Origin of the sequence: Nonomuraea thailandensis, from assembly GCF_024172165.1 — a bacterium.
In the GTDB taxonomy this organism is placed as follows: domain Bacteria; phylum Actinomycetota; class Actinomycetes; order Streptosporangiales; family Streptosporangiaceae; genus Nonomuraea; species Nonomuraea thailandensis.
On the sequence record NZ_JAMZEB010000002.1, the window covers coordinates 3,437,272 to 3,457,488 of the forward strand.

At 70.8% G+C, this 20,217-nt stretch carries 22 protein-coding genes and 1 pseudogene; 15 read left to right on the forward strand and 8 right to left on the reverse strand.

From position 1 onward, the window contains the following. The first annotated feature begins 28 nt into the window (after positions 1-28). Positions 29-1,153: a sensor histidine kinase gene (locus HD597_RS19320; protein ID WP_253744058.1), complete on the forward strand. Its 1,125-nt coding sequence runs from the start codon at positions 29-31 to the stop codon at positions 1,151-1,153. After that, the gene (locus HD597_RS19325; RefSeq protein ID WP_253744059.1) at positions 1,150-1,797 is read left to right on the forward strand and encodes a response regulator; all 648 of its coding nucleotides are present in this window, start codon (positions 1,150-1,152) and stop codon (positions 1,795-1,797) included. The genes HD597_RS19320 and HD597_RS19325 overlap by 4 nt, the downstream gene beginning before the upstream one ends. Before the next feature lie 404 nt (positions 1,798-2,201). On the opposite strand, the gene HD597_RS19330 is transcribed toward HD597_RS19325, so the two are convergent. The 3 genes from HD597_RS19330 to HD597_RS19340 form a co-directional block, all read right to left on the reverse strand. Next, positions 2,202-2,393, reverse strand: coding sequence for an IS3 family transposase (locus tag HD597_RS19330; RefSeq protein ID WP_253744060.1), 192 nt, complete (start codon positions 2,391-2,393; stop codon positions 2,202-2,204). A gap of 582 nt (positions 2,394-2,975) precedes the next feature. After that, positions 2,976-3,707, reverse strand: a complete 732-nt coding sequence (locus HD597_RS19335) for an SDR family oxidoreductase (protein WP_253744061.1) — start codon at positions 3,705-3,707, stop codon at positions 2,976-2,978. Between the two features lie 358 nt (positions 3,708-4,065). Then, a complete protein-coding gene (locus tag HD597_RS19340; RefSeq protein ID WP_253744062.1) occupies positions 4,066-4,545 on the reverse strand; it encodes an RrF2 family transcriptional regulator in 480 nt (159 codons plus the stop codon). Positions 4,546-4,631: 86 nt separating this feature from the next. Between HD597_RS19340 and HD597_RS19345 the strand changes: the two genes are divergently transcribed. Together HD597_RS19345 and HD597_RS19350 are read left to right on the forward strand one after the other, a co-directional pair. Beyond that, complete coding sequence (locus HD597_RS19345) at positions 4,632-5,822, forward strand: MFS transporter (RefSeq protein WP_253744063.1); 1,191 nt, start codon at positions 4,632-4,634, stop codon at positions 5,820-5,822. Beyond that, the gene (locus HD597_RS19350; RefSeq protein ID WP_253744064.1) at positions 5,819-6,340 is read left to right on the forward strand and encodes a GNAT family N-acetyltransferase; all 522 of its coding nucleotides are present in this window, start codon (positions 5,819-5,821) and stop codon (positions 6,338-6,340) included. Before HD597_RS19345 ends, HD597_RS19350 begins: the two co-directional genes overlap by 4 nt. A gap of 234 nt (positions 6,341-6,574) precedes the next feature. Here HD597_RS19350 and HD597_RS19360 read toward each other — a convergent pair whose 3' ends face one another. Then, complete coding sequence (locus HD597_RS19360; RefSeq protein WP_253744065.1) at positions 6,575-7,195, reverse strand: hypothetical protein; 621 nt, start codon at positions 7,193-7,195, stop codon at positions 6,575-6,577. 87 nt (positions 7,196-7,282) lie between these two features. Here HD597_RS19360 and HD597_RS65865 point away from each other — a divergent pair, with 87 nt between their 5' ends. Beyond that, entirely contained in the window at positions 7,283-8,341 is a 1,059-nt protein-coding gene (locus tag HD597_RS65865; RefSeq protein WP_253744066.1) for a sensor histidine kinase, read from the forward strand. After that, on the forward strand, positions 8,338-9,006 hold the full coding sequence (locus HD597_RS19370; RefSeq protein ID WP_253744067.1) for a response regulator transcription factor: 669 nt from the start codon (positions 8,338-8,340) through the stop codon (positions 9,004-9,006). The genes HD597_RS65865 and HD597_RS19370 overlap by 4 nt, the downstream gene beginning before the upstream one ends. A 423-nt stretch (positions 9,007-9,429) precedes the next feature. Here HD597_RS19370 and HD597_RS19375 read toward each other — a convergent pair whose 3' ends face one another. Then, positions 9,430-9,990, reverse strand: coding sequence for a hypothetical protein (locus tag HD597_RS19375; protein WP_253744068.1), 561 nt, complete (start codon positions 9,988-9,990; stop codon positions 9,430-9,432). Between the two features lie 105 nt (positions 9,991-10,095). On the opposite strand from HD597_RS19375, the gene HD597_RS19380 reads away from it, so the two are divergent. Together HD597_RS19380 and HD597_RS19385 are read left to right on the forward strand one after the other, a co-directional pair. Further along, a complete protein-coding gene (locus HD597_RS19380; protein WP_253744069.1) occupies positions 10,096-10,383 on the forward strand; it encodes a hypothetical protein in 288 nt (95 codons plus the stop codon). Positions 10,384-10,904: 521 nt separating this feature from the next. Beyond that, the gene (locus HD597_RS19385; protein WP_253744070.1) at positions 10,905-11,336 is read left to right on the forward strand and encodes a hypothetical protein; all 432 of its coding nucleotides are present in this window, start codon (positions 10,905-10,907) and stop codon (positions 11,334-11,336) included. Positions 11,337-11,543: 207 nt separating this feature from the next. Here the strand turns inward: HD597_RS19385 and HD597_RS19390 are convergent, their stop codons facing one another. After that, positions 11,544-12,467, reverse strand: coding sequence for an NmrA family NAD(P)-binding protein (locus HD597_RS19390; RefSeq protein ID WP_253744071.1), 924 nt, complete (start codon positions 12,465-12,467; stop codon positions 11,544-11,546). Between the two features lie 95 nt (positions 12,468-12,562). Here HD597_RS19390 and HD597_RS19395 point away from each other — a divergent pair, with 95 nt between their 5' ends. The 4 genes from HD597_RS19395 to HD597_RS19410 all read left to right on the forward strand — a co-directional run bounded on the left by HD597_RS19395 (position 12,563) and on the right by HD597_RS19410 (position 14,302). Continuing rightward, positions 12,563-13,129, forward strand: a complete 567-nt coding sequence (locus tag HD597_RS19395) for a TetR/AcrR family transcriptional regulator (RefSeq protein ID WP_253744072.1) — start codon at positions 12,563-12,565, stop codon at positions 13,127-13,129. Between the two features lie 142 nt (positions 13,130-13,271). Continuing rightward, positions 13,272-13,523: a hypothetical protein gene (locus HD597_RS19400; RefSeq protein ID WP_253744073.1), complete on the forward strand. Its 252-nt coding sequence runs from the start codon at positions 13,272-13,274 to the stop codon at positions 13,521-13,523. After that, complete coding sequence (locus HD597_RS19405; protein WP_253744074.1) at positions 13,516-13,785, forward strand: hypothetical protein; 270 nt, start codon at positions 13,516-13,518, stop codon at positions 13,783-13,785. The genes HD597_RS19400 and HD597_RS19405 overlap by 8 nt, the downstream gene beginning before the upstream one ends. 343 nt (positions 13,786-14,128) lie before the next feature. Beyond that, positions 14,129-14,302: a hypothetical protein gene (locus HD597_RS19410; RefSeq protein WP_253744075.1), complete on the forward strand. Its 174-nt coding sequence runs from the start codon at positions 14,129-14,131 to the stop codon at positions 14,300-14,302. Positions 14,303-14,348: 46 nt separating this feature from the next. Here HD597_RS19410 and HD597_RS19415 read toward each other — a convergent pair whose 3' ends face one another. Continuing rightward, the gene (locus HD597_RS19415) at positions 14,349-15,335 is read right to left on the reverse strand and encodes an NADP-dependent oxidoreductase (protein WP_253744076.1); all 987 of its coding nucleotides are present in this window, start codon (positions 15,333-15,335) and stop codon (positions 14,349-14,351) included. Between the two features lie 50 nt (positions 15,336-15,385). On the opposite strand from HD597_RS19415, the gene HD597_RS19420 reads away from it, so the two are divergent. Beyond that, positions 15,386-15,997 carry a TetR/AcrR family transcriptional regulator gene (locus HD597_RS19420; protein ID WP_253744077.1) on the forward strand — a complete coding sequence of 204 codons (612 nt, stop codon included), beginning with the start codon at positions 15,386-15,388 and terminating at the stop codon, positions 15,995-15,997. Between the two features lie 328 nt (positions 15,998-16,325). Here HD597_RS19420 and HD597_RS66760 read toward each other — a convergent pair. Next, a pseudogene (locus tag HD597_RS66760) lies at positions 16,326-16,781 on the reverse strand (site-specific integrase); the annotation flags it as partial. A gap of 275 nt (positions 16,782-17,056) precedes the next feature. Here HD597_RS66760 and HD597_RS19425 point away from each other — a divergent pair. Together HD597_RS19425 and HD597_RS19430 are read left to right on the forward strand one after the other, a co-directional pair. Beyond that, entirely contained in the window at positions 17,057-18,103 is a 1,047-nt protein-coding gene (locus tag HD597_RS19425) for a LacI family DNA-binding transcriptional regulator (RefSeq protein WP_253744078.1), read from the forward strand. A gap of 91 nt (positions 18,104-18,194) precedes the next feature. Next, positions 18,195-20,180 (forward strand): hypothetical protein, encoded by a 1,986-nt coding sequence (locus HD597_RS19430; protein WP_253744079.1) that lies wholly within the window; start codon positions 18,195-18,197, stop codon positions 20,178-20,180. The last annotated feature ends 37 nt before the right edge of the window (positions 20,181-20,217 follow it).

A 20,217-nucleotide genomic window follows, 5' to 3' on the forward strand; every position in this document is an offset into this window, starting at 1 on the left:
GCGCGGGCGCTGCCCTAAAGTGCCGCCCATGAGACTTCTCGCAGGCGGGCTGGTGGCGGTCGGCGCGCTCGCGCTCGCACTCGTCCTCCGGCCGCTCCCGAGCCCGCTCGTCGTCGTGCCCGCGATGCTCACGGCCGCAGCCATGTGGCTCGTCTGGTGGCCGAGGGCACGCCCCCGCCTCGCGGCGATCACGGCGGCCGCCGGGGTGACCGGCGCGGCGTGCACGCTCGCCTGGTTGGCCGATCCCGGCACCGCCGGCGGCCCGTCGACCTACGTTCACACGGTCGCCGTGCTCACGCTCATCACGCTGACCGTGCGCTGGGCCGCCGTGCGGCAGGCGGTCCCGGCTGTGGGGGTGGCCGCGATCTCCGAGGCGCTCCTGGCGTTGCAGATCACCCAGCCACCACCCTCGGGCCTCGACGCGGTCGCCCTCACCCTCTTCTGGTCCATCGGCACGGCGGGAGCGGTGGGCCTCGGCGCGTATCTCCGCACCCTTGACCGGCGCCGGGTCGAGGCGGTCAGGCAGGCCCGCCGTACCCAGCGGCTGCAGCTCGCCCGCGACCTGCACGACTTCGTCGCCCACGACGTCAGCGCCATGGTCCTGCAGGCACAGGCGGCGCAGATCCTGCTCGACCGCGATCCGTCCGAGGCCGCGGCGGCGCTGCGGGCGATCGAGGAGGACGGCTCGCGGGCGCTCGCGTCGATGGACCGGAGCGTGCGCATGCTGCGCGAATTGGAGGGTGACAGCGCCTCCGCCGAGCCGCTGCCCGGGCTCGACGGCCTGCCCGATCTGGTACGGCGTTTCGCCGACGCGGGTTTTCCTGACACCGAGATGCGCGTCGAACCGTCCGGCCCGGTGCCGCGCGAGGTCGCGACCACGATCTACCGCATCGTCGTCGAGGCGCTCACCAACGTCAGAAAGCACGCACCGGCCGGGTCGAGCGTCGCCATCCAGGTGAGCGACGAGACAGGGCCGGTCGTCGTGACCGTAGCCGACCATGCACGCGACCGGGCACTGCCACGCCTGCCGCCCGCCGAACGCGCCGGCGTCGGCCTGGCCGGGCTGGCCGAGCGGGTGCAGGCGCTGGGCGGCGAGTTCACCTCGGGCCGCGCCGCCGGCGGCGGCTGGGTCGTGAAGGCGGTGTTCCCATGACCATCCGGGTTCTGATAGCCGACGATCAGCCGGCCGTCCGGCGCAGCTTCCGCACGATCCTCGCCGCCCAGCCGAACTTGGAGGTGGTGGGCGAGGCAGCGGACGGCGTGGCCGCGCTCGACCTCGCCCGTGAGCTGCGGCCGGACGTGGTCGTCGCCGACATCCGCATGCCGCGCATGGACGGGCTCGAACTCACCCGGCGCCTGGCCGGCCCCGAGACGCCATCGCCGATGCGGGTGATCGTCGTGACCACGTACGACCTCGATGAGTACGTGCACGCTGCCCTCCGCGCAGGAGCCTGCGGGTTCCTGCTCAAACACGCGGGGCCGGTGCTCCTCGTGGAGGGCATCAGAGCGGCAGCCGCCGGCGATGCCTTGATCAGCCCCTCGGTGACCGTACGCCTGCTGCGCCATCTCACCCCGTCACCCGCTCGTACCGGCGTACCGGGCGAACAGCCGCTGAGCGACCGCGAGCTGGAGATCGTCAAGCTGGTCGCCGCAGGGAGGTCCAACCCCGAAATCGCCGCCGAGTTGTTCATTTCGGCGGGCACCGCCAAGACTCACGTGGCCAACGTCCAGCGCAAGCTCGGTGTGCGCAACCGCGTGGGCATAGCCGCCTGGGCCTGGGAACACGGCCACGCGTGAACCCTGAGCGAGCGCCTGCGGTGACGCCGACACCGTTCGATCGCGGCGACGGCGGTCGCTGCGGCGCTCTGTCTGCCGCGCGCGTTGTGTGCGCGATCGTGTCGAGGAGCCCGAACCCTTCCACCTCGATCACACTGTTCTGGCCGTACAGGCTCCACTCGCTGTCCTCGCGTCACAGGCGCAGGTCGCCCCCCTGGACCGTCGACGCCCACGCCCGGGGCGGGTGGCCGTACCTGACTGTACGGCTTCGCCTGGGGAGGACCGGCAGGCGCAACCCGCGGCATCGATGTCCCCTTCGTCGTCGGCCTTCCAAGACCTGGTACGCCGCCCCCTTCTCGGTAGCCCTCCCCGCCCTGTCCGGGCCGATCCCCACCGCCTGGACCTCGTTCGAGACCACCGGTGACTCAGGAAGGCCCCGCAAACGTCTTGTCGTAGTCGATCGGGCTGAGCTGGCCGAGGCGGAAGTGCCGCCGGACTGTGTTGTAGCGGTTGATCCAGCGGAACACCGCCAGGCGGGCGGTGCGGGGCGTCGGGCCAGTGGTGCGCCGCCGCAACGGCACGCGTTTCAGACTCGCGTCGACGAACTCAGTCGCCACGTCGTCGGCGCTGGTGCCGACCGCGCCTCGCCAGCTTCGAGCACGTCGTCGGGCGCCTGCTCCAGGGTGTCGGCCAACATCTGGAACCCTCGGCGGCCACGGCCGTTAGCAGCTCCGCCGTGTGGCCGAAGGGGGTACGAGTGGGCGGTGGGTGAGAAGTTCGCGCCCCGTAGCCTTGGACTCTCCGACGCCGTCGGAAACTCGACCCTCATGGCGTACGTGTTCGGGTCCCGCCGCCAGTGGAAGATCACCAGCATGCCGTCGGGCTCTGTACGGACATCGACGGCGGAGTACCCGTCCCTCACAGCGCCTGGACGCTGCAAGCGTGTCCTGACCGCTTCGAGGACCTCCTGCCGGGGCCACCCGATGGTCATGTGTCCAGACTCCCACGCTCACACCCTGATCCAATCGGCACAAGCCACTGCAGCTCGCACCCCCTTCACACTCCGCAGGGCCGGCGGCCACCGCCCTCGGCCTGGTGCGCGGACGGCAGCGACGGCCGGCCGCAAGATGCACCCTGCTGCCTTGCCCTCTCCGTGAGCGGCCCAGCCCGGACGCGGTCAGCCGGGAACGGGCCCGTTGTCAGCTGGGCTCCTCGAAGTGGAAGGCCTTGATGAAGCAGTTACGCGGTTGGTTGATCGCGAAGAGGATGCAGTCGATCAGGGATTGGCTGGTGAGCGGCTCTTCGGGATCTCCTGCTGTGGTGTGCCATCCAGGCGTGAGTGGGTCCGCGTTGTCGAAGTCGGGTGGGTAGAGGGAGATCACGCGTACTCCTTGCGGGCGAAGACGCTTGGAGAGGATCTCGGTGAAGCCGGCTTGGGCGCTCTTCGCGCTGTAGAAGGCGTCGTGGGCGGTGGAGCGTGCGTGTCCGGGGAGTCCGGCGGTTGAGATCATGGTGACGATGTCCGGTTTGACCGAGCGCAGGAGCAGGGGCAGGAAGTTCTTGGTGACCAGGATGGTGCCGGTGGCCCCGGAGGCCAAGGTGTCGATGACGTCATGGTCGGAGACGGCCAGGAGGTCTTGGCCTTCGAGGTAGCGCGCCGCATTGTTGATCAGGACGTCAATGTGGTCGGTATGTGCCGCGACCTGGTGGGCGAAGTCGCTGATGGAGGTTGGGTCGGTCAGGTCGCAGGCGAAGGCGTGGGCTTTTCCGGTACCTCGGCTGCGGATATCGTCTCGGGTTCGTTCGGCTGCCGCGAGTGTCCGGGCGGAGAGAAAGACTTGGGCGCCGAGATCGGCGAGGGTGATGGCCAGGGCCCGCCCGAAGTCGCGTCCGGCTGCGGTGATGACGACCTTGTGATTGTCCAGTCTCATGCGCGTTCCCTGTTAGTGGTCTTCGGGCTGATCCCGGCAGCGTAGGTCATCCGGTCGCCAGCGGAGGTTCGTTGCCGGACGACGGCGACGTCGATGAGGATGCCGAGCATGCGGGCGAGCAGGGCGGCGGGCAGATGGGTGACAAGCGGAACAGGACGGTGCAGCGGGCTGTCAGTGCGGGCACCGGTTGATGCGCCGGTTCCGCACTGAGGTCTGGGACGGGCTCACCTGGACGTCAAGAAACTCGGCCCTCGACCCCTGGTCTGGCTGAAGCGCTACAACACCGCAAGGCCACCTGCAGCCCTCGGCGGCCGGCCACCCACCAGCCGGCCGACACCACGTTCATGACCGAGTACACCTAGCGCGTGGCGGCCAGCCATCGGCTGACCGCGGCCATGGCTGTCCCCTCGCTGTCAGCATCGATGCGGGTGGCGAGGTCGGCGATCGTCACCTGACGCAGGGCGTCCGCCCAGGCGTCCTCGGCCGTGGCCATGGCACGGGCGATCGCGCACGGCCGCTGACATCGTTCGGCGGGGAGGGCGAGCGGGCCTCGCTGCCGGATCTCGGTGCACCGGTAGGCGGGCTCGTCGCCGTCGATGGCCCGCACCACCTCCAGCACCGAAATCTGGGCGGCTGGCCGAGTGAGTTCATATCCGCCTACGTGTCCGGCCGTCGAGCGCACGATGCCGGCACGCGAGAGCGCCTGCAGGTGCTTGGCCAGGTAGGCGGGAGGGGTTCCGTGCAGTTCGGCGAGCCTGGCCGCGGGGACGGGCTCGCGGCTCTGACTGAGGGTGACGCAGCTGTGCAGCGCCCACTCCACCCCGGTGGACAGCTTCATGGTCGTCAGCCTACTCAACTCGGACATCTTCTGTCCGAGTCATGATAGAACTCGGATAGAAACTATCCGAGATCATTGGAGTGTTCATGACGTTGACGGCTTCACCACCGGGCAAACAAGTGCTCGCATGGGCTGGACTGGCGATGTTCGTGGCGGCGGCCAATCTGCGGCCGGCGATCGCCGCGGTCTCGCCGCTGGTGGATCGCATCCGCGCCGACCTGGACCTGAGCGCGACCGGGGTGGCCCTGCTGACGACCGTTCCCACGCTGGCCATGGGATTGTGCGCACCTCTGGCCGCCGTGGCGGGCCGCCGGTTCGGGCTCCATCGCGGGGTGCTGCTCGGCCTGATCGTCATCGCCGTGGCCACCGCCGCCCGCCTGGCCAGCGGGTCCACCTGGCTGCAGCTGAGCTGCGCGGCGGTCGTCGGGGCGGGGATCGCCATCGCCCAGACGCTGCTGCCCGCTGTCGTCAAGAGCCGCTTCGCCGACCGGGCGGGCCTGGCCACCGGCCTCTACACCGCGGGGCTCGGCGCAGGCGGCGCCGTCGCGGCCGGAGTCAGCGGGCCCCTGGCCGACTTCCTCGGCTCCTGGCCCGGGGCGCTGGCCTCCTGGTCGGTGCTCGCGCTGGCCGGGGTAGCGGCGTGGGCGACGTCCCGGCGCTCCCTGGCGCTGGACCGGGCGGCCACCCCCGCGGGCCCGCTCACCACGGGGCTGCCCTGGCGCAGTGGCGTGGCCTGGCGGGCGACCGCCCTGTCCGCGGCCAACTCCGCCCTGTACTACTGCGAACTGGCCTGGATCGTACCCCTGCTCCAGGAGAACGGGCTCGGCGCCGGAGCCGGGACACTGCTGACGGTGATGATCTGCATCCAGGTGGTCGCGATGCTGGCGGTCCCGGCAGTGCTCGGTGAACGGCGCGACCTGCGCGCAGGACTCACGCTGACGGCGGCACTGACCGCGCTCGGCTTCGCCGGCCTGGCCCTCGCCCCCGCCACGGTGACGTGGCTGTGGATCCTCGCCTTGGGCATCGGGCACGGCGGCCTGTTCACCCTGGTGCTGACAGTGCCGGTAGCGGTCAGCCGCGACTCCGCCGAGGCGGGCAGAATCAGCGCGATGGCCTTCTTCGTAGGCTACGGCTGCGCCGCACTGGCTCCCGTGCTCGTGGGCATCCTGCACGACGCCACGGCTGATTTCCGCCTCGCCTTCGTCCTGCTGGCCGCAGCGGCCGCACTGACCGTCGTGCCCATCACACGGCTCCGGACGGGGACGGCGCGCTCATGACACGGCTCGACGCTGGCGAAATCACCGCCCTGTACCGCCGCTGCTATGCCGGCCCGCCCTGGTCGGAGCCCCCCGAGCAACTCGACGCCTACCCCGATCGCCTGGCGGAAGCCCTGGAACGTCCTGACTTCAACGCGTGGGTAGAACGCGACCACGAAGGAAGGCTGATCGGCATCTGCTACGGCTGGCCGACCCCTGCCGACCTGTCAGGCAGCCGCATCTATGACATGCTGAGGGACTCCTTCGGCGCACCCGCCGTCTCCCGGATGACCGCGGGCTCCTTCGAGGTGGTCGAGCTGTTCGTCCACCCCGAGGCCCGTGGGAAAGGCATCGCCTCCAGGCTGCTGGCCCAGGCCACCGCCGGCTGGCCCAAAGCCTGGCTGATCACCTCTCCACAAGCACCCGCCGCCCGGCTGTACCACCGCCTGGGCTGGCAGGAGGCCGGTCCGCTCCCGGGTGACCCCCCGCTCGCGCTGTTCACGCTCGAAGGTGATCAGCGGATGCCGCAGGAGTACTAGGTTCTGTCTTCAGATGATCACAGCCAGAGCAGTGGAGCCGCGATGGTGACCACGGCGGTGTTGGAGCTTGCGGTCTTGTCGTCGCGGGTGGCCAGGCTGCGGAAGTGCTTGAGCCGGTTGAAGCAGCGTTCGACGACGCTGCGGCGCTTGTGGAGGGCCTGGTCGCAGCGGGGTGGCCGGCCGCCGCGGGATCCTCGTCGCTGAGGGGCGGCGAGCTGTGCCGTGCCGATCGGATCAATGGTTCCGGCGGCGTCGGTGGTAGGCGTAGGTGACGGCGGCGAGCAGGGGTCCCCACAGCAGCAGCGGGAGGTAGCAGAGGTAGTAGATCGCCGCCTCCCAGCCGCCTGCTTGGGTGGGGAAGTCGGCGGGAGTCGGCTCTCCTCGCAGGGTCACTCCGGCGAGCTCGGTGACGACGCAGGCTGTCCACAAGACCGTCAATGCCACGGCGCCGAGACCGGCGGGGATGGCGGCGACCGGGGTCGGCACTCTGCGGCCACCCAGCCCCGGAACCCAGCGCGGGACTCGTTCTCCCCAGGCGGCGACCAGTCCGACGGCCGCGAACGCCACCAGCTCCGACACGATCGACAGCAGGACGACATAGGCCCGCTCGCCGAACGGGAGCCCGTCGCCGAACGCGAACGGCAGCCGCCACAGGCTGGACGGCAGCACGGTGAACGGGATGGCGTAGGCGGCGATCCGCGCCCAGCGGGGCACCCCGGCCACCGGGGCATGGGCGGCTCTCCACGTGCTACGCAGCCGCCCGGTGGCCACCGGCGCGTTCATGGTCGATCCTGTTGTTCCGGTGGTCATGGCAGCCGGCAGCGGCGTGCCGAGGATCCGATCGGTTCTCGTCATGCCGATCACGCTAGGAACGACCGGAGCCGGCCGCCTCCCCCTGGCGAGGGAGTGCGCCGGACGGGCCGTCGGCTAACGTCGATCGTCGTGAAGCACCACATCGTCCGGGCCGTGCGGGCCGGGATCTACCAACTGCTGGGCGCCGCGCTGCTGACTCCGGTCGCCGTAGTGCTCGGCCTGCCCATCCTGACCGAGTGGACGCCGGGGCGTGTGCTGGTGTTATGGGCGGCCTGCCTGCCGGCCTCCGTGCTGCTTGCCCTGACGCCGCTGGTGCGGCGTCTGGAGGTGGCCGCGTTGTCGGAGCTGCTCGACGTCGAGGTGCCCAAGCGGGCGGACCGCGTCTACCTGGTGGTGCTGACCAGCCTGCACCTGTACGTCGGTGGCACACTCAGCGGGGGCATCCTGGCGCTGACGCCCGGGCTGGTGTCGCTGCCTGAACTGGCGCGGGCGGGGCTAGGCGAGCCTGCCGAAGTGCTCCTGATCGCCGCCACCCTACTGACCGTGATGGTCGCCGCGGGACTCGGCCAGCGCTGGGCGGCGCGCCGGCTGCTGCGTACCGAGCCATCACGCGTGATCGACGAGCTCGGCCGCCGTCAGCGCCTCGCCCTGGAACTGCACGACTCCGTCGGCCACGCCCTCAGCGTCGTCCTCGTGCAGGCGATGGCCGCCCAGGCGGCACTGCAGCGCACCGAACCCGCGCTCGCCGTACAGTCGCTGGAGCACCTGACGGCCACCGCCCGCAACGCCCAGCAGGACCTGGACGTACTGTTGAGCGTGCTCGACGACGGCGGCACCACCGAGACCCCCACGCTGGAGGCCCTTCACGCGCTCACCCGCGGCCTCGACGTGCGCATGAACGTCATCGAACACCTCGGCAAGGTCCCGGCCGCGGCCTCGCGCACGGCCTTCGCCCTCGCGCGGGAGGCGCTCACCAACGCCCTGCGTCACGGGCGTGGCCCGGTCACGCTGGACGTCGCCGTCGGCGCCGACCTGGTCCTGACGGTGGACAACGCGGTCGCGGGCAGCCCCGGCGGGCGGGGGCGCGGCCTGACCGGCATGCGCATGCGGGCCCGCCTGGCCGGCGGCACGTGTACCTGGGAGGAGGCGGACGGGACGTGGCGCGTTCAGGCGAGGCTGCCGCTGTGATCCGGGTCGTCCTGGCCGACGACGAGAAGCTGATCCGTTCGGGCTGGACGACCATGCTGTCCCTGCACGAGGACATCGCGGTGGTGGGGGAGGCGGGCGACGGCCGCGAAGCCGTCGAGGCCGGCACCGGGGCCGACGTCGTGCTGATGGACATCCGCATGCCCCGGGTGGACGGCCTGGCCGCGACCCAGGAGCTCGCCCGCCGCTCCCCGGCGACGCGCGTCATCGTGGTCACCACGTTCGAGAACGACCAGCTGGTCTGGGGCGCCCTGCGCGCCGGCGCCGCGGGCTACGTCCTCAAACGCGCGCCCGCCGACGAACTGGTGGAGGCCATCCGGCTGGTGCACTCACGCGACGCGCTGCTCTTCCCCGACGCGCTGCGCCGCATCGCCTCCCCGCACGTCGGTACGGCCACGGCTCGCGTGCCGGTCGAGCTGACCGCTCGCGAACTGGACGTCCTGCGGCACATCGCGCTCGGGCAGAACAACGCGGAAATCGCGGCCGCCCTGCACGTCACCAAAGAGACGGTCAAGACACACGTCGGCAATGTCCTGGGCAAGCTCGGCGCCCGCGACCGCACCCAGGCGGCCGTCCTGGCCTACGAACTCGGCCTCGTCTTCGCCGGTGCCCAAAGGCGGATCCCTGAGGCGGGCGGCTGGTCATAGCTCGGCGGACACGCCGACGACCGGGCCGGGTGTCGCGGACGATCCCGTAGGGGGCCGGACTGCATATAGATTTCCAACGAGTCAACGTCAACTGCACGCTGTTCAGCCCGTGACCTGGGCTTTTCGCGCAACGCGCACACCTAGCCTGCATGATCATCCCGTCGCCCTCGACCGCCCGCGGGGGAGGCGGGCCGGGCCATGGAGTGAAGGTGGAGCACCCACTGGACGAACGACCTTGACCCCATGGCCCTGGTCTGCTCGGCTTGTCCCGGGTCGTTGGGCGTCGGGTGATCGGGTCTCAGCCACGATCTCGGCTGCCTGTTTCCGGGTGATCGTTTCCCAGATAGGGCAGTGGGCGGTGAGCACACGGAGTGCGTTACAGGTGCGGGGTTCTGGCCCACAGTCCGCAAGGCCGGCGGCTGCTCAGGCAGCCGGAGACTCGCAGTGTCGGCTCACGAGCGTACGGCGGGCCTGCATGACCAGGCCGGTCGCTTGCAGCCCGGCGGCGCCGGCCAGGGTGAGCAGCATGAGGGGAAGCCACTTGGCATAGTCGTGGTGGAGGCCGGTGTTGCCGCCATCGCCCACCATGAGGGATCCCAACTGGCCAAGCGTGAGATAAGCGGCGACCGGATAGAACGCCCACGTGACGCCTGAAATAACCACCGCGGTGGTCCTGACCGACCCCTTCAGCCTGGGCAGGATGATGCCGACGCATGTCACAGCGACCGACATGAAGACGGCGAGGAAGCCCCGTTCCTCCCCACTTCCCCGCCGCATCTGGGCTACGTCCTCGGCCAGGCCGCCATCATCCGGGGTTGCGTTCATCATCTGCGAGCCAGCCGTTCCGAAGACGGTCTCCTGTTTGATGGCGTACCGCATGGCCAGGTAGTGACCCGCCAGGTGGGCCGCCGCCAGGAACAGTCCCAGCAGCAGCAGAATCGGCCCACGCGCGCCACGCAGCAAACGGCTCCCCTCGGTCGACAATCTGAACGATCATACCTACGGGTCGGGTGAACAATTCTCGGGCTGTGGCGGTGGCGAGGCGGCCTTCGGTGGCGGTTTCCCGGAGACAACGCTGCGGGGGATGGGGTGCCACTGCTGGAACGCTTGGCGCGGGCCGAGAGGTCCGCACTGCAGCAGGTGGATGAGCTGCGAACGCGGCTGGCTGAAGCCGAAGAGCAGGCCCGGCGGCCGTCCATGATCCGGGAGACCCTGATGTTGCTCGCCGATCACCATGGCGACGACGGCGACAAGCATGCCGGAGGGCAGCCTGGCCCCGACATCCACGATCCCACCGATCAACGAACACGGGATGGTCGGTGCCGCAGGAAGCCTGACCGCATCGGGCGGTGCCGGCTGATGGAGCTGGTGCGGTGAGTCTCCGCCGAGTCCGGTGGTGAGCTGGTCCAGAGTGCATGCCTGTCCGCTGTCTGGGACCACGACGGTCCAGCACATGGCCACGTCCATCCATGGCTGGCTGCAGCGGAGTTGCCGGTGGTGCTCGCGCAGGTCGTCAGTCGGGGGAGTGTCCGGTGTTCACGCTGTGCTGCTTCGATCGCCGAAACGGATCTTCGATCGCCCGAGGCCGAATGGGCCTGGTTGATCGTCGGTGTTGCCCGATCATGAGCGAACCGCTGCGCTGTGAGCTGTCGCCGCTTGGACGGGCTGTACATCACCGCACCGCCGACGAAGGCCGTGGCCGCGTTCACCGACCTCGCCCGGACCCGGAGCGCCGGCCGACATGCCTAGCGTGCCCGACAAGATCATCCAGCTCTGAGCTGCGGGAAAAAGCCAAGAACCCAAGATAACGATGGCGTCGTCGAGATACCGCTGGAACCACTTGAATGCATCCAGGCGGCTCTTGACCGACGACCACACATGGTGGCTGGTGATCAACTGTGTCGATATTCTTTTCCGGCGACCACTGCTACTTCGTCCCTGGCCGTACTTTCGGGAGTTCGAGGCCACGATGGCCATCGATCAACGCAACCTTCACCTCGGCGCAATTGCGGACCTGGCGGGTATCGATCACGGCCACGGTGGGCACGGCGGGGGAACTGGCCAAAACCCTTCAGGCCAGTGTCAGCACACAGATCGTGCAGGAACGGACCACGGCCATCGGGGTGAACGCCAGCCTTGTCGTCGCCCCGCATAGCCGGGTGACCGGGCAGTACGGGGTACACGCGTTCGACGTGATCTATGACGTGCAGACCGTGCGGGCCTGGCCGGCGATCCCGAACAGGATCCAGCGATGCCATGACCAGGGCACGCAACGGGGGACCACCAACGCCCCGACCATCTCCGAAGGCTGGCGGTTCATCGCAGGCTAGCGCTGTCGTCCCGGGGGATTGGCGCTGCAAGGCACGAGGCCGGCCGAGCCGGCCGGCGTGTCAGGCACGTAAGGCTGGTAGGTGCGCAGCAGTCAGGCGTAGCGGGTCATCTTGCCAGAGAAGGGGCTGGGATCAGCAAGACGATGGCCCGGGCAGAGATGAGGACCAGATCCGGGATGGCCATCACGGCCGGCCGCCCCCTGTGTATCAAGCCGCGGGCCGCAGGTGCTGCCGAGCCCATTCCTCGAAGCTGGTGAGGGAAAGGCCGAGGTCCCTGGCGTACTGCGGGCGGGCCGGCTGGCCGGCTGTGTTCATCCACTCGTGTGAGGCGCCCATCGCCGGCATTCCGGCGGCGAGTGCCTGCTCCTCGGTCATGTCCGGCGCGGACAGGTGCGTGCCCAGCGCGCGGGAGAGAACCTCGGCGATCTCCGTCATCGACAGGTAGTCACTCGCCAGCTCCAGCTCGACCCCGTGGAACCGCTCCGGCTCGGCGATGGCTGCGGCGGCTGCCCTGCCGATGTCGTCCACCGCGGCGAGGGACAGCCGGGTGTCCGGCTTCACGACGCTCACCAGACCGCCTTCAACGCCCCGCGGGAACAGGAAGGCCATGGACGGCAGGAAGTTCTCCATGAAGAAGCCCGGCTTGAGGATCGTCCAGCGAGAGAAGCCGGCCGCGCGAACCCGGTCCTGGATCGTGCTCTTGGCTCCCAGGCTGGCGTCCAAGGAGCCCCAGCGACCTGCGATCCAGCCAGGAGCCTCGGTGTGCCGACCGGCGCCACTGGTGGACGTGTGTACGAACTGCGGCACTCCCGCAGCCTGCGCGCCCTCGATGAGGTTGACGGCCTGGGCCACCTCTCCGTCGAAATCGAAACCTTCGGCGGCCACGGCGGGCATCTGAACAGAGAAGACGGCGCGGACACCCTTGGCGGCACGCACCACCGAATCGCGATCGTGGAGATCACCGGTGACCAGATCGGCGCCTAGCGCCTCGACGGCCTTGGCTCGCTCGGTGGCGGGGTGACGCACCAGGGCGCGTACGGGAACGCCTGCAGCGAGCAGGGCTCGGGCGGTGGCGCCGCCCTGCCTGCCGGTGGCGCCGGTGACCAGGACGGGGGCGGAATCTGCAGGCATGGTGCTCCTCAGGGTCATAAACGGCGGGGGCCGCCGTTTTCTGTGCGATACGATATGGCGGGCCCCGCCATTTAGCAACCCTGGAGATGACACCCATGCCCGACCACCAGCGCGCGGACGCCCGGCGCAACTACGCGCGCATCCTCGCCGTGGCCGAGGAGGAGGTCGCCGCGTACGGGGCCGGCGCTTCCCTGGAACAGATCGCGCGCATCGCGGGGGTCGGCTCGGCCACCGTGCGCCGCCACTTCCCGACCCGCCGGGCGCTGCTGGAGGCGGTCTCCCATCAGCGCATCGAGGCCCTGGCCACCCGCGCCCGCGAGCTGACAGGCAAGGACGACAGCCGTGACGCGCTTCTGGAATGGCTCAGTGACGTAGTCGCCTACTGCGTCGCGGCCCGAGGGCTGGCGGCGGCACTGGCCTACGACGGGGCCGAGCCCGACCCCGTACACGAGAACACCTGCTCGGCGATGATGACCGAGGCGGGGAACCCCCTGCTGCAGCGCGCCGTGCAGGACGGGGCGGTGGCGGAAGACGTCACCGTCGCCGACCTGATCGCGCTGATCGTCGGCATCGTCCTCGCGACGGAGCATCACCCTGACCCGGCGGCCCGCGCGGACCGGCTGTTCCGGCTGGCCGTGGCGGGCCTGAGCCCGCGGGGCTGACAAGCCCGCTCGAAAGACCCTCCATCGTCCTGCCTGCTTGATACGAACCGTCAGGCGGCGAAGCGGCGGCGGGGAACTCGAGTGGCCGATGGCCTCCTACGCTGGCCCACGGCACGGTACCCGATGACTGCCAGAGGCCAACGTGACTGCGGCGACGCTGACGTACGACGCGTACGACCGGGCCCTGAGGGAGATCGTTGTCAAGAGAATCCTCGCCCTCACCGCAGCCGCCTCCCCGGCCGCCGTTTACCCGGCTGCTGCCCACAGCGCCCCGGCCGCCCCGCCGCCGCTGCTGCGCCAGGCCGTCGGCGACCTGGCCGTGCGGCACGAGGGGACGGCGCCGCTCCCGGCCAAGCGATCAAGAGGCCGGTTCCCTTTAGGGCCCCGTGTCTGAGAGGACTCGGGGCTACCCGACACGACGTCGTGGTGTACGCGGCCGGCCAGCTCGACGTCGACGACCTCGTGCTCTGGTAGAGGCCTGGGATTCCGGCGCGTCGGCGTGGAATGCCGCCAGGCGCGAGGCCTACGCCAACTACCTGGACCGGCCCGAGCGCCTGGTCGCCGTCACCGCCCGCTTCAACCGGCAAAAGGCCGACAAGGATCCCGCGCAGTGGCTGCCGATCGAGGCCGTGCGCTGCCGCTACGTCGCCGAGTAGGCGGCCGTCAAGCGGCACTGGCAGCTCATCGCAGACGCCGCAGAGAAGGCCAAGCTGGTCGAGGTCACGCAAGGCTGCCCGAACGCGCCCCTGGCCCAGCCCTGGCCCTCCCGGATCGGGCCGCCGGCTGTGAAACGCAGGAAGTAGCCCCGCTGTGCCCAAGAGGGCCCTGCCGGCGCAGTAGATCAAGCAGCAGCGGCCTCATGAAGACCTCTATGATCATGAGGCCGTCTTCCATCAGGGCAGGCACGCAGGAGTCACAGGCCGTCCCCCCGAGTGCGTCCACAACCTTGGACGCGCGCATGCTCGGCTCCTCGTCGTTCGCACAACCGGGTCGGCCGTCATGACGGAGCCGCCGGAAAGCCTCCAGCGGGACGTGCTGCGCCGTCACCCCCTGCCGGACCGAGTCGGCGAGCGGGCCGCGTGCCCGGACGGGGCGGCGCCGGAGCCGGAGGTGGAGCGAGACTGGCTGGCCCGGGTCGTGGCCGCCCAGCAGGCCCGCCAGAACCACACCTAGCTGGCCGGACCTGCCTGTACGAGGTTCTCTGCTGCCCGGGATCTGGTCAGTTCACCAGGACGATCTTGCCTGGGGCGTGGTGGCGCTCGCTCAGCTCATGGGCGGACGCGGCCTCGGTGAGCGGGAACGCCGCCGCGACCGGCACCCGCAACCGGCCTCGCGCGGCGAGCTCGGCCGCGATGCCCAGGCCGTGCACCGCCAGCGGGTCGGCGGCCCCGATGGCGACTTCTTCGACTTTGGCGGCCTTTGCGGCTTTTGCAGCGGTCTGGTCGGCGGCTGGCGCGCCGTGTGACAGGTGCACGCCGAGCGCCGCCGCGGTGGGGTCGGGCGTGATGGTGACCACACGCGCCGGGTCGCCGGCGATCGCGACCAGGTCGGGCAGTGACCCTCCCGCGCAGTCGAACACCGCGTCCACCCCGGCCGGCGCCAGCGCCCTGACCCGCTCGGCCAGCCCCGGCCCGTACGTCGTCGGCTCGGCGCCCAGCGAGCGGAGGAGGCCGTGGCTGCGCTCGCGGGCCGTACCGATGACGGTCGCGCCGCGCGCCACGGCGAGCTGCACGGCGACCGTCCCCACCCCGCCGGACGCTCCCTGCACCAGCACGGTGTGCCCGGCGCCGACCGCGAGCCGGTCGAGCACCCGCGTGGCCGTCTCGGCCGCGCCCGCGGCGCCGCCCGCCTCCTCCCAGCTCCACGCGGCCGGCTTCGGCGCCCAGGCGGTCAGGACCGCGTGGTCGGCGTTGGCGCCGCGCACGGCCGCCGCGGTCATGCCGAACACCTCGTCGCCCTCGCTGACGCCCGTGACACCCTCGCCGACCTCGTCCACCACGCCCGCGGCGTCGAACCCGGTCAGGAACGGGAACGTGACGGGCACCACGCCACGCAGCTTCCCTGAGCGGATGTGGGTCTCTCCCACCGACAGTCCGGACGCCCGCACGGCGACGCGGATCGTCCCCGGCCCGGCGTGCGGCTCCTCGACCTCGGCGACGTGCACCACGCCCGCCGGGCCGTACTCACAGAACTGAACTGCTCTCATGCGACGGGACCGTAACGGAACACCCCGTCCGTTTGACTAAAGTGAGAGCGGTGAGGGCCGAAGTGAGTGGGAAGTCCCGTTCGGACGCTCGCGACAACCGGGCGCGCATCCTCGCGGTCGCCCGCGTGGCGTTCGCCGCCGAGGGCCTCGACGTGCCGATCAGGGAGATCGCCCGGCGGGCGCAGGTCGGCCCGGCCACCGTCTACCGGCACTTCCCGGCCAAGGAGGCGCTGCTCGCGGAGGTGTTCGCCGAGCCGATGGCCCTGTGCTCGACAGTCGTCGAGGAGGGGCTGAAGGAGGCCGACCCGTGGCGCGGGTTCTGCCTGGTGGTCGAGAAGCTCATGGAGGTGCACGCCCTCGATCGGGGCCTGTCCCGCGCGTTCATCTCGCGACTGCCGTACCTCGCCGCGGAGCGCGACCGGGCGATCCGGCTGGTGCTCCTGCTCGTGCGGCGGGCGAAGGAGGCGGGTGAGCTGCGGCCGGACTTCGTCATGGAGGACTTCGTGCTGGCGATGATGGCCAACGAGGGCATCCGTGCCGAGTCGCCTGAGGCGCGGGTGGCGGCGTCGCGCCGGTTCGCCGCCCTGATGATCCAGTCGTTCCGGGCGAACCCGGTCCGCGAGCCGCTGCCGCCGGCCGCCCGGCTGGCGCCCGTCCGGTAACGGCGGCCTGCGAGGGCGTGCTGTGAGGGCGGCCGGTCAGTGGCGGTGGCCCAGTGCACGTATTCGATGGCGCCGCCCTTGGAGCGGACGCGGGCGCGGCGGTACTCAAGGTCGAGGTCTTCGACGTCGAGGGACAGGATCTCTCTTCTGCGCGCGCCGCTGTTTCGCAGAGCATTCGCCACAGGACTTGTTCGCGCGGTACGTGCTGGTTGTCAGTGAGCAGCGCATCCAGACGGGTGGCGGGGATGGCGCGGTCGTCGCGGCGTGCGGTGATGCGCCGGGTCAGGCGGCGGGCGGGGTTGGTTGCCAGCAGGTCCTGGCGCTGGGCCCAGCTGGGGAAGGAAATCAGGGCGGACAGGTGCCGGTTCCAGGTGGCCGCCGCAGCGGTGTCCCAGGTGGCCATGACGGTGGCGTAGTGGTCGGGCTCGAGGTCGGCGACCGGGTGGTGCGGGCCGGCGACGGTGGTCAGGCGGGCCAGGGTACGGGCGTAGCTGGTTCGGGTGGTGGCGCTCCGCAGGGAGGCGAGGAAACGCTCGACGGCGTCGCCCACGGTGGAGCGGTCGCCGGAGGGTTCTTCGGGCCCGGGCGCGCTGGGGGCGGCGGCCGGCATGACGCACCTCCCCAAGGTGATGTGACACATGACACTACCGAGTCGGACTCTTGGGGCGGAGTAATGAGCTGGGCATATGCAGGCCGGCCGCGCCATGTGTGACAGGCAATGAAAATTCCCTCTCGCAGGACAGTGCCGGTGCACGACCCGCATGCGGCACACCGCCTGGGACATGGCGGCCGTAAGCGCTCACGGTCATGGCGGCTTCTGCGCATTGGCATGGCAACGCGCTCGCGTGCGGGAGACCATCGGGAAATACTCCGCCCCCACCTCCGGTGAAGGAGATCTTCGCATGGTCGACGGGGCCGATTGGATCGCCGACCGTTACCAACGCCTTCACGGCTGGGGTTTCTGAGCACGCGAACGAAGAGTCTCGTGCAGCGAGAGCACCTCGGTGCGTGCCGGCTCGCGGGCGTGGCCGTGGCGGGCTGGACCTTAGGCTGGTGCGCATGAGCCGTACCAGCGATCGGTCCTTGCCGACCAGCAAGGACGTCGCCGCTTTGGCAGGCGTCTCACAGAGCACGGTCTCTTATGTGCTCAGCGGGAAACGTTCGATCTCGGCCGAGACCAAGCGGCGGGTCGAGGCGGCGATCGCGCAGCTGACCTACCAGCCGAACGCTGGAGCCCGGGCGCTTCGCGGGCGGCGGACGAACGTCATCGCCCTGGTGGCCCGGCTCTCGCAGGCGACCGACGTGACGGACACGATCCCGTACATCGACACGGTGGTCGAGCAGGCGCGCGAGCGCGACTTCGACGTCGTTCTGGTGACGGCGGGGCAGGGGCCCGATGAGCTGATCCGTTTGGCCAAACGCTCGATCTGCGACGGCATCGTGCTGATGGACATCCGTGCCCAGGACGCCAGGGTCGCCACGGCGGCCGGCCTCGGGCTGCCGGTGGTGCTCATCGGAACGCCGGATGACGGCCACGGCTTGCACGCGGTCGACATCGACGCGCGGCGCGCGGGCGAACTGCTCGCGGCCGAGCTCGCCGAGACGGGGCATCGGCACCTCGTCGTGGTCGGCGAGGCGCCCGAGGTCCGGCGGGCGGGCTTCCCCTTCATCGGCGAGTTCCACGATGGGGCGGTGGGCGTCGCGAGCGCGCGTGGCCTGGATCTGCGGGTGGTCCATCCGCCGCGCCCGGGGTGGGAGGGCCTCAAGGAGATGGCGGAGGCGCTGTTCGGGCAGGCCGGCGACCGGCTCGGGGTGATCGCCCGGACGCCGCAGGCGATCGGCTGGGTCCTGCAGCTCGCCGTGCTGCGCGGGCTGCTCCCCGGGCGGGACATCTCGCTGGTGGGGCAGTGCACCGACGAGGCGGCGCTCCGCTACGGCGTGCCCGTCACCAACGTGTCTCCCGAACCACGCCGGACGGTCCGGCTGGCGATGTCCCTCCTGTTCGACCAGCTCGATGGGGTCCCGGTGACGGGCACGACCCGCCACGTCCTCCAGCCGCCCAGCCTGACCCGGCGGGCCAGCACGGCGGTGTTCGGCGCAGGGTAGCCCTGGCCGGCCTCCGATCGCCCGATCGTGGTGACGTGAGATAGGGTCCGTCGTCGATACGAATCGACGATGGGTGCGGGTGGGAGACGACGTGGCGAAGAGATTCGCGTTCGGCGGAGGCCATGTGATGCTGGGCGCCGACGGCGGGCCGGTGGCGTTCGCGCATCCCCGCGATCCCGGCCGCTCGTATCTCCTGGATGCGGCGTCGCAGGGCTGGCATGGGCCGGACCATCGGTGGGGCAGCGGTTTCGTCATCACGCCGGAGGGGTCCGGACGCTGGCAGGCGGCGGCCGACGTCGCCTGGCGGCCCGGCGGCGTGACTACCCGGCATCGGCCGCGCCCGGGCCTGGAGCTGGTGCTCGACGGGCGCGTCACCGCCGAGCACTTCGTCGAGACCTACACCTGGACCAACACCAGCGCACGGCCGGTGCAGGTCACGGGGCTGGCGGTCAGTGTGCCGGTGCGCGACGTCTACGACGGGGCCGCGTCGGCGCTGGCCCGTAGTTGCCATGCGCATGTCTTCACCGCGGGTGCCTGGTCGTGGATCCTGGCCGAGCCGATGTCCGGCACGCCGCCACTGCTCGGGGTGATCGTGCGGGAGGGGGAGCTGTGGGCGTACTCGATCGAGTCCCGCAACCGCAACACCTCCTCCGACAGCCGGGGCCACCTGCTGGTGCATGCCACCGATCACGCCCGCAACCCGGACGCCTTCGGCGGGCAGCCGATTCTGGAGCTGGCGCCCGGCCAGAGCCACACGTTGTCCTGGGAGGTGGGCTGGTACGACAGCCGCGAAGCCTTCCTGCAGGCTACCGACGCTCCGGCGGCGTTGCCGGTGCTGACGGCGCCGCTCGGCACCGCCCTGCACCTGGGCCTGGCCGCCGGGGTGACGATCCTGCCAGGCGAGGGGGTCGCCGGCGGCACCGTCACTGGTGGCCGGCACGGCGTCAGGCATGTCGATCTCGAGCGCGACGACCGCCGGAGCCGCACGGCGGTCGCCTTCCTGGCGCCGGTTCGCCGGCTCGTCGAGGCGCGGGTGGAGCGCATCCTCGCCGAGCACCGGCCGGCCGAGCGGCCGGAGCCGGAACGCTACGCGTTCGTCCCGGTCGATACGCGCACCGGGCTGCGCCAGAGCGAGAACGGCTGGCCCGACTGGAGCGACGGCGCCGAGCGGATCGGGATGCCCGTGCTGCTGCAGCAGGCCCGGCTGCGTGGCTGGGGCGATCAGCGGGCCGTCGATGACGCCCTGCGGGGTTTTGCGCGCTTCGCCCGCGAGCGGCTCATCCAGCCGGACGGTGCCGTCCGGCGCAGCAGCAGCCCCGGCGCCGAGCCGCTGCGGCTGTACAACACGCCGTGGCTGGCGCACTTCTTCCTCGACCAGTTCCACCTGTACGGCGATGCCGGCGACCTGGACCTGGCGGCCTGGCTGCTGGAGGCCGGCTACGCCCTGGGCGCCTCCGAGCACCTGTCGATCGGCCAGGCCGAGGCCGTCGAGGCGGTCTCGCGCACGCTGGAGGGCCAGGGCCGCAAGGAGCGGGCCTGCTCGTTGCGCAAGGCGCTGATCGAGCACGCCGACCGTTTCGTGGACCTGGGCACCGATCTGCCGGCGCACGAGGTCGCCTACGAACAATCCATGGTCGCGCCGCTGGTGAGCCTGCTGGCCACGGCGTACTCCCTGCAGGGCGAGGAGCGTTTCCTGACCGCGGCGCGCACCGCGCTGGGCTGGCTGCGCGCCTTCGGCGGACCGCAGCCGCACGTCAGGACCCGCGACATCGCCATCCGCCACTGGGACGGCTACTGGTTCGGCATCGACCGGCAGTGGGGCGACACCTTCCCGCACTACTGGAGTGTGCTGACCGCGATGGCGCTACGCCGGCTGCCGGAGCCCCTCAAGACCGAAGAGAACCAGCGGACCGCAGAGGCGATCTTCGCGGCCAACCTGGTCGACTTCACCCCCGACGGCGGCGCGACCTGCACCTTCGTCATGCCGAGCTGCGTCGACGGCCGGCCGGCCCACCGCGCCGATCCCCTGGCCAACGACCAGGACTGGGCGCTGGCCCTGCTGCTGCGAGCCACCTGACCCCGGGCGCGAACGGGGTCAGGTGGCCCATCCGCCC

Bases quoted from the DNA above. Each gene is read 5' to 3' on its own strand.
- HD597_RS19395 (WP_253744072.1), top strand. From the start codon at position 12,563: ATGCCCGACCACCAGCGCGCGGACGCCCGGCGCAACTACGCGCGCATC.
- HD597_RS19390 (WP_253744071.1), bottom strand. From the start codon at position 12,467: ATGCCTGCAGATTCCGCCCCCGTCCTGGTCACCGGCGCCACCGGCAGG.
- HD597_RS19415 (WP_253744076.1), bottom strand. From the start codon at position 15,335: ATGAGAGCAGTTCAGTTCTGTGAGTACGGCCCGGCGGGCGTGGTGCAC.
- HD597_RS19345 (WP_253744063.1), top strand. From the start codon at position 4,632: ATGACGTTGACGGCTTCACCACCGGGCAAACAAGTGCTCGCATGGGCT.
- HD597_RS19350 (WP_253744064.1), top strand. From the start codon at position 5,819: ATGACACGGCTCGACGCTGGCGAAATCACCGCCCTGTACCGCCGCTGC.
- HD597_RS19320 (WP_253744058.1), top strand. From the start codon at position 29: ATGAGACTTCTCGCAGGCGGGCTGGTGGCGGTCGGCGCGCTCGCGCTC.
- HD597_RS19335 (WP_253744061.1), bottom strand. From the start codon at position 3,707: ATGAGACTGGACAATCACAAGGTCGTCATCACCGCAGCCGGACGCGAC.
- HD597_RS19410 (WP_253744075.1), top strand. From the start codon at position 14,129: ATGACGGAGCCGCCGGAAAGCCTCCAGCGGGACGTGCTGCGCCGTCAC.
- HD597_RS19325 (WP_253744059.1), top strand. From the start codon at position 1,150: ATGACCATCCGGGTTCTGATAGCCGACGATCAGCCGGCCGTCCGGCGC.
- HD597_RS19360 (WP_253744065.1), bottom strand. From the start codon at position 7,195: ATGACGAGAACCGATCGGATCCTCGGCACGCCGCTGCCGGCTGCCATG.
- HD597_RS19425 (WP_253744078.1), top strand. From the start codon at position 17,057: ATGAGCCGTACCAGCGATCGGTCCTTGCCGACCAGCAAGGACGTCGCC.
- HD597_RS19340 (WP_253744062.1), bottom strand. From the start codon at position 4,545: ATGAAGCTGTCCACCGGGGTGGAGTGGGCGCTGCACAGCTGCGTCACC.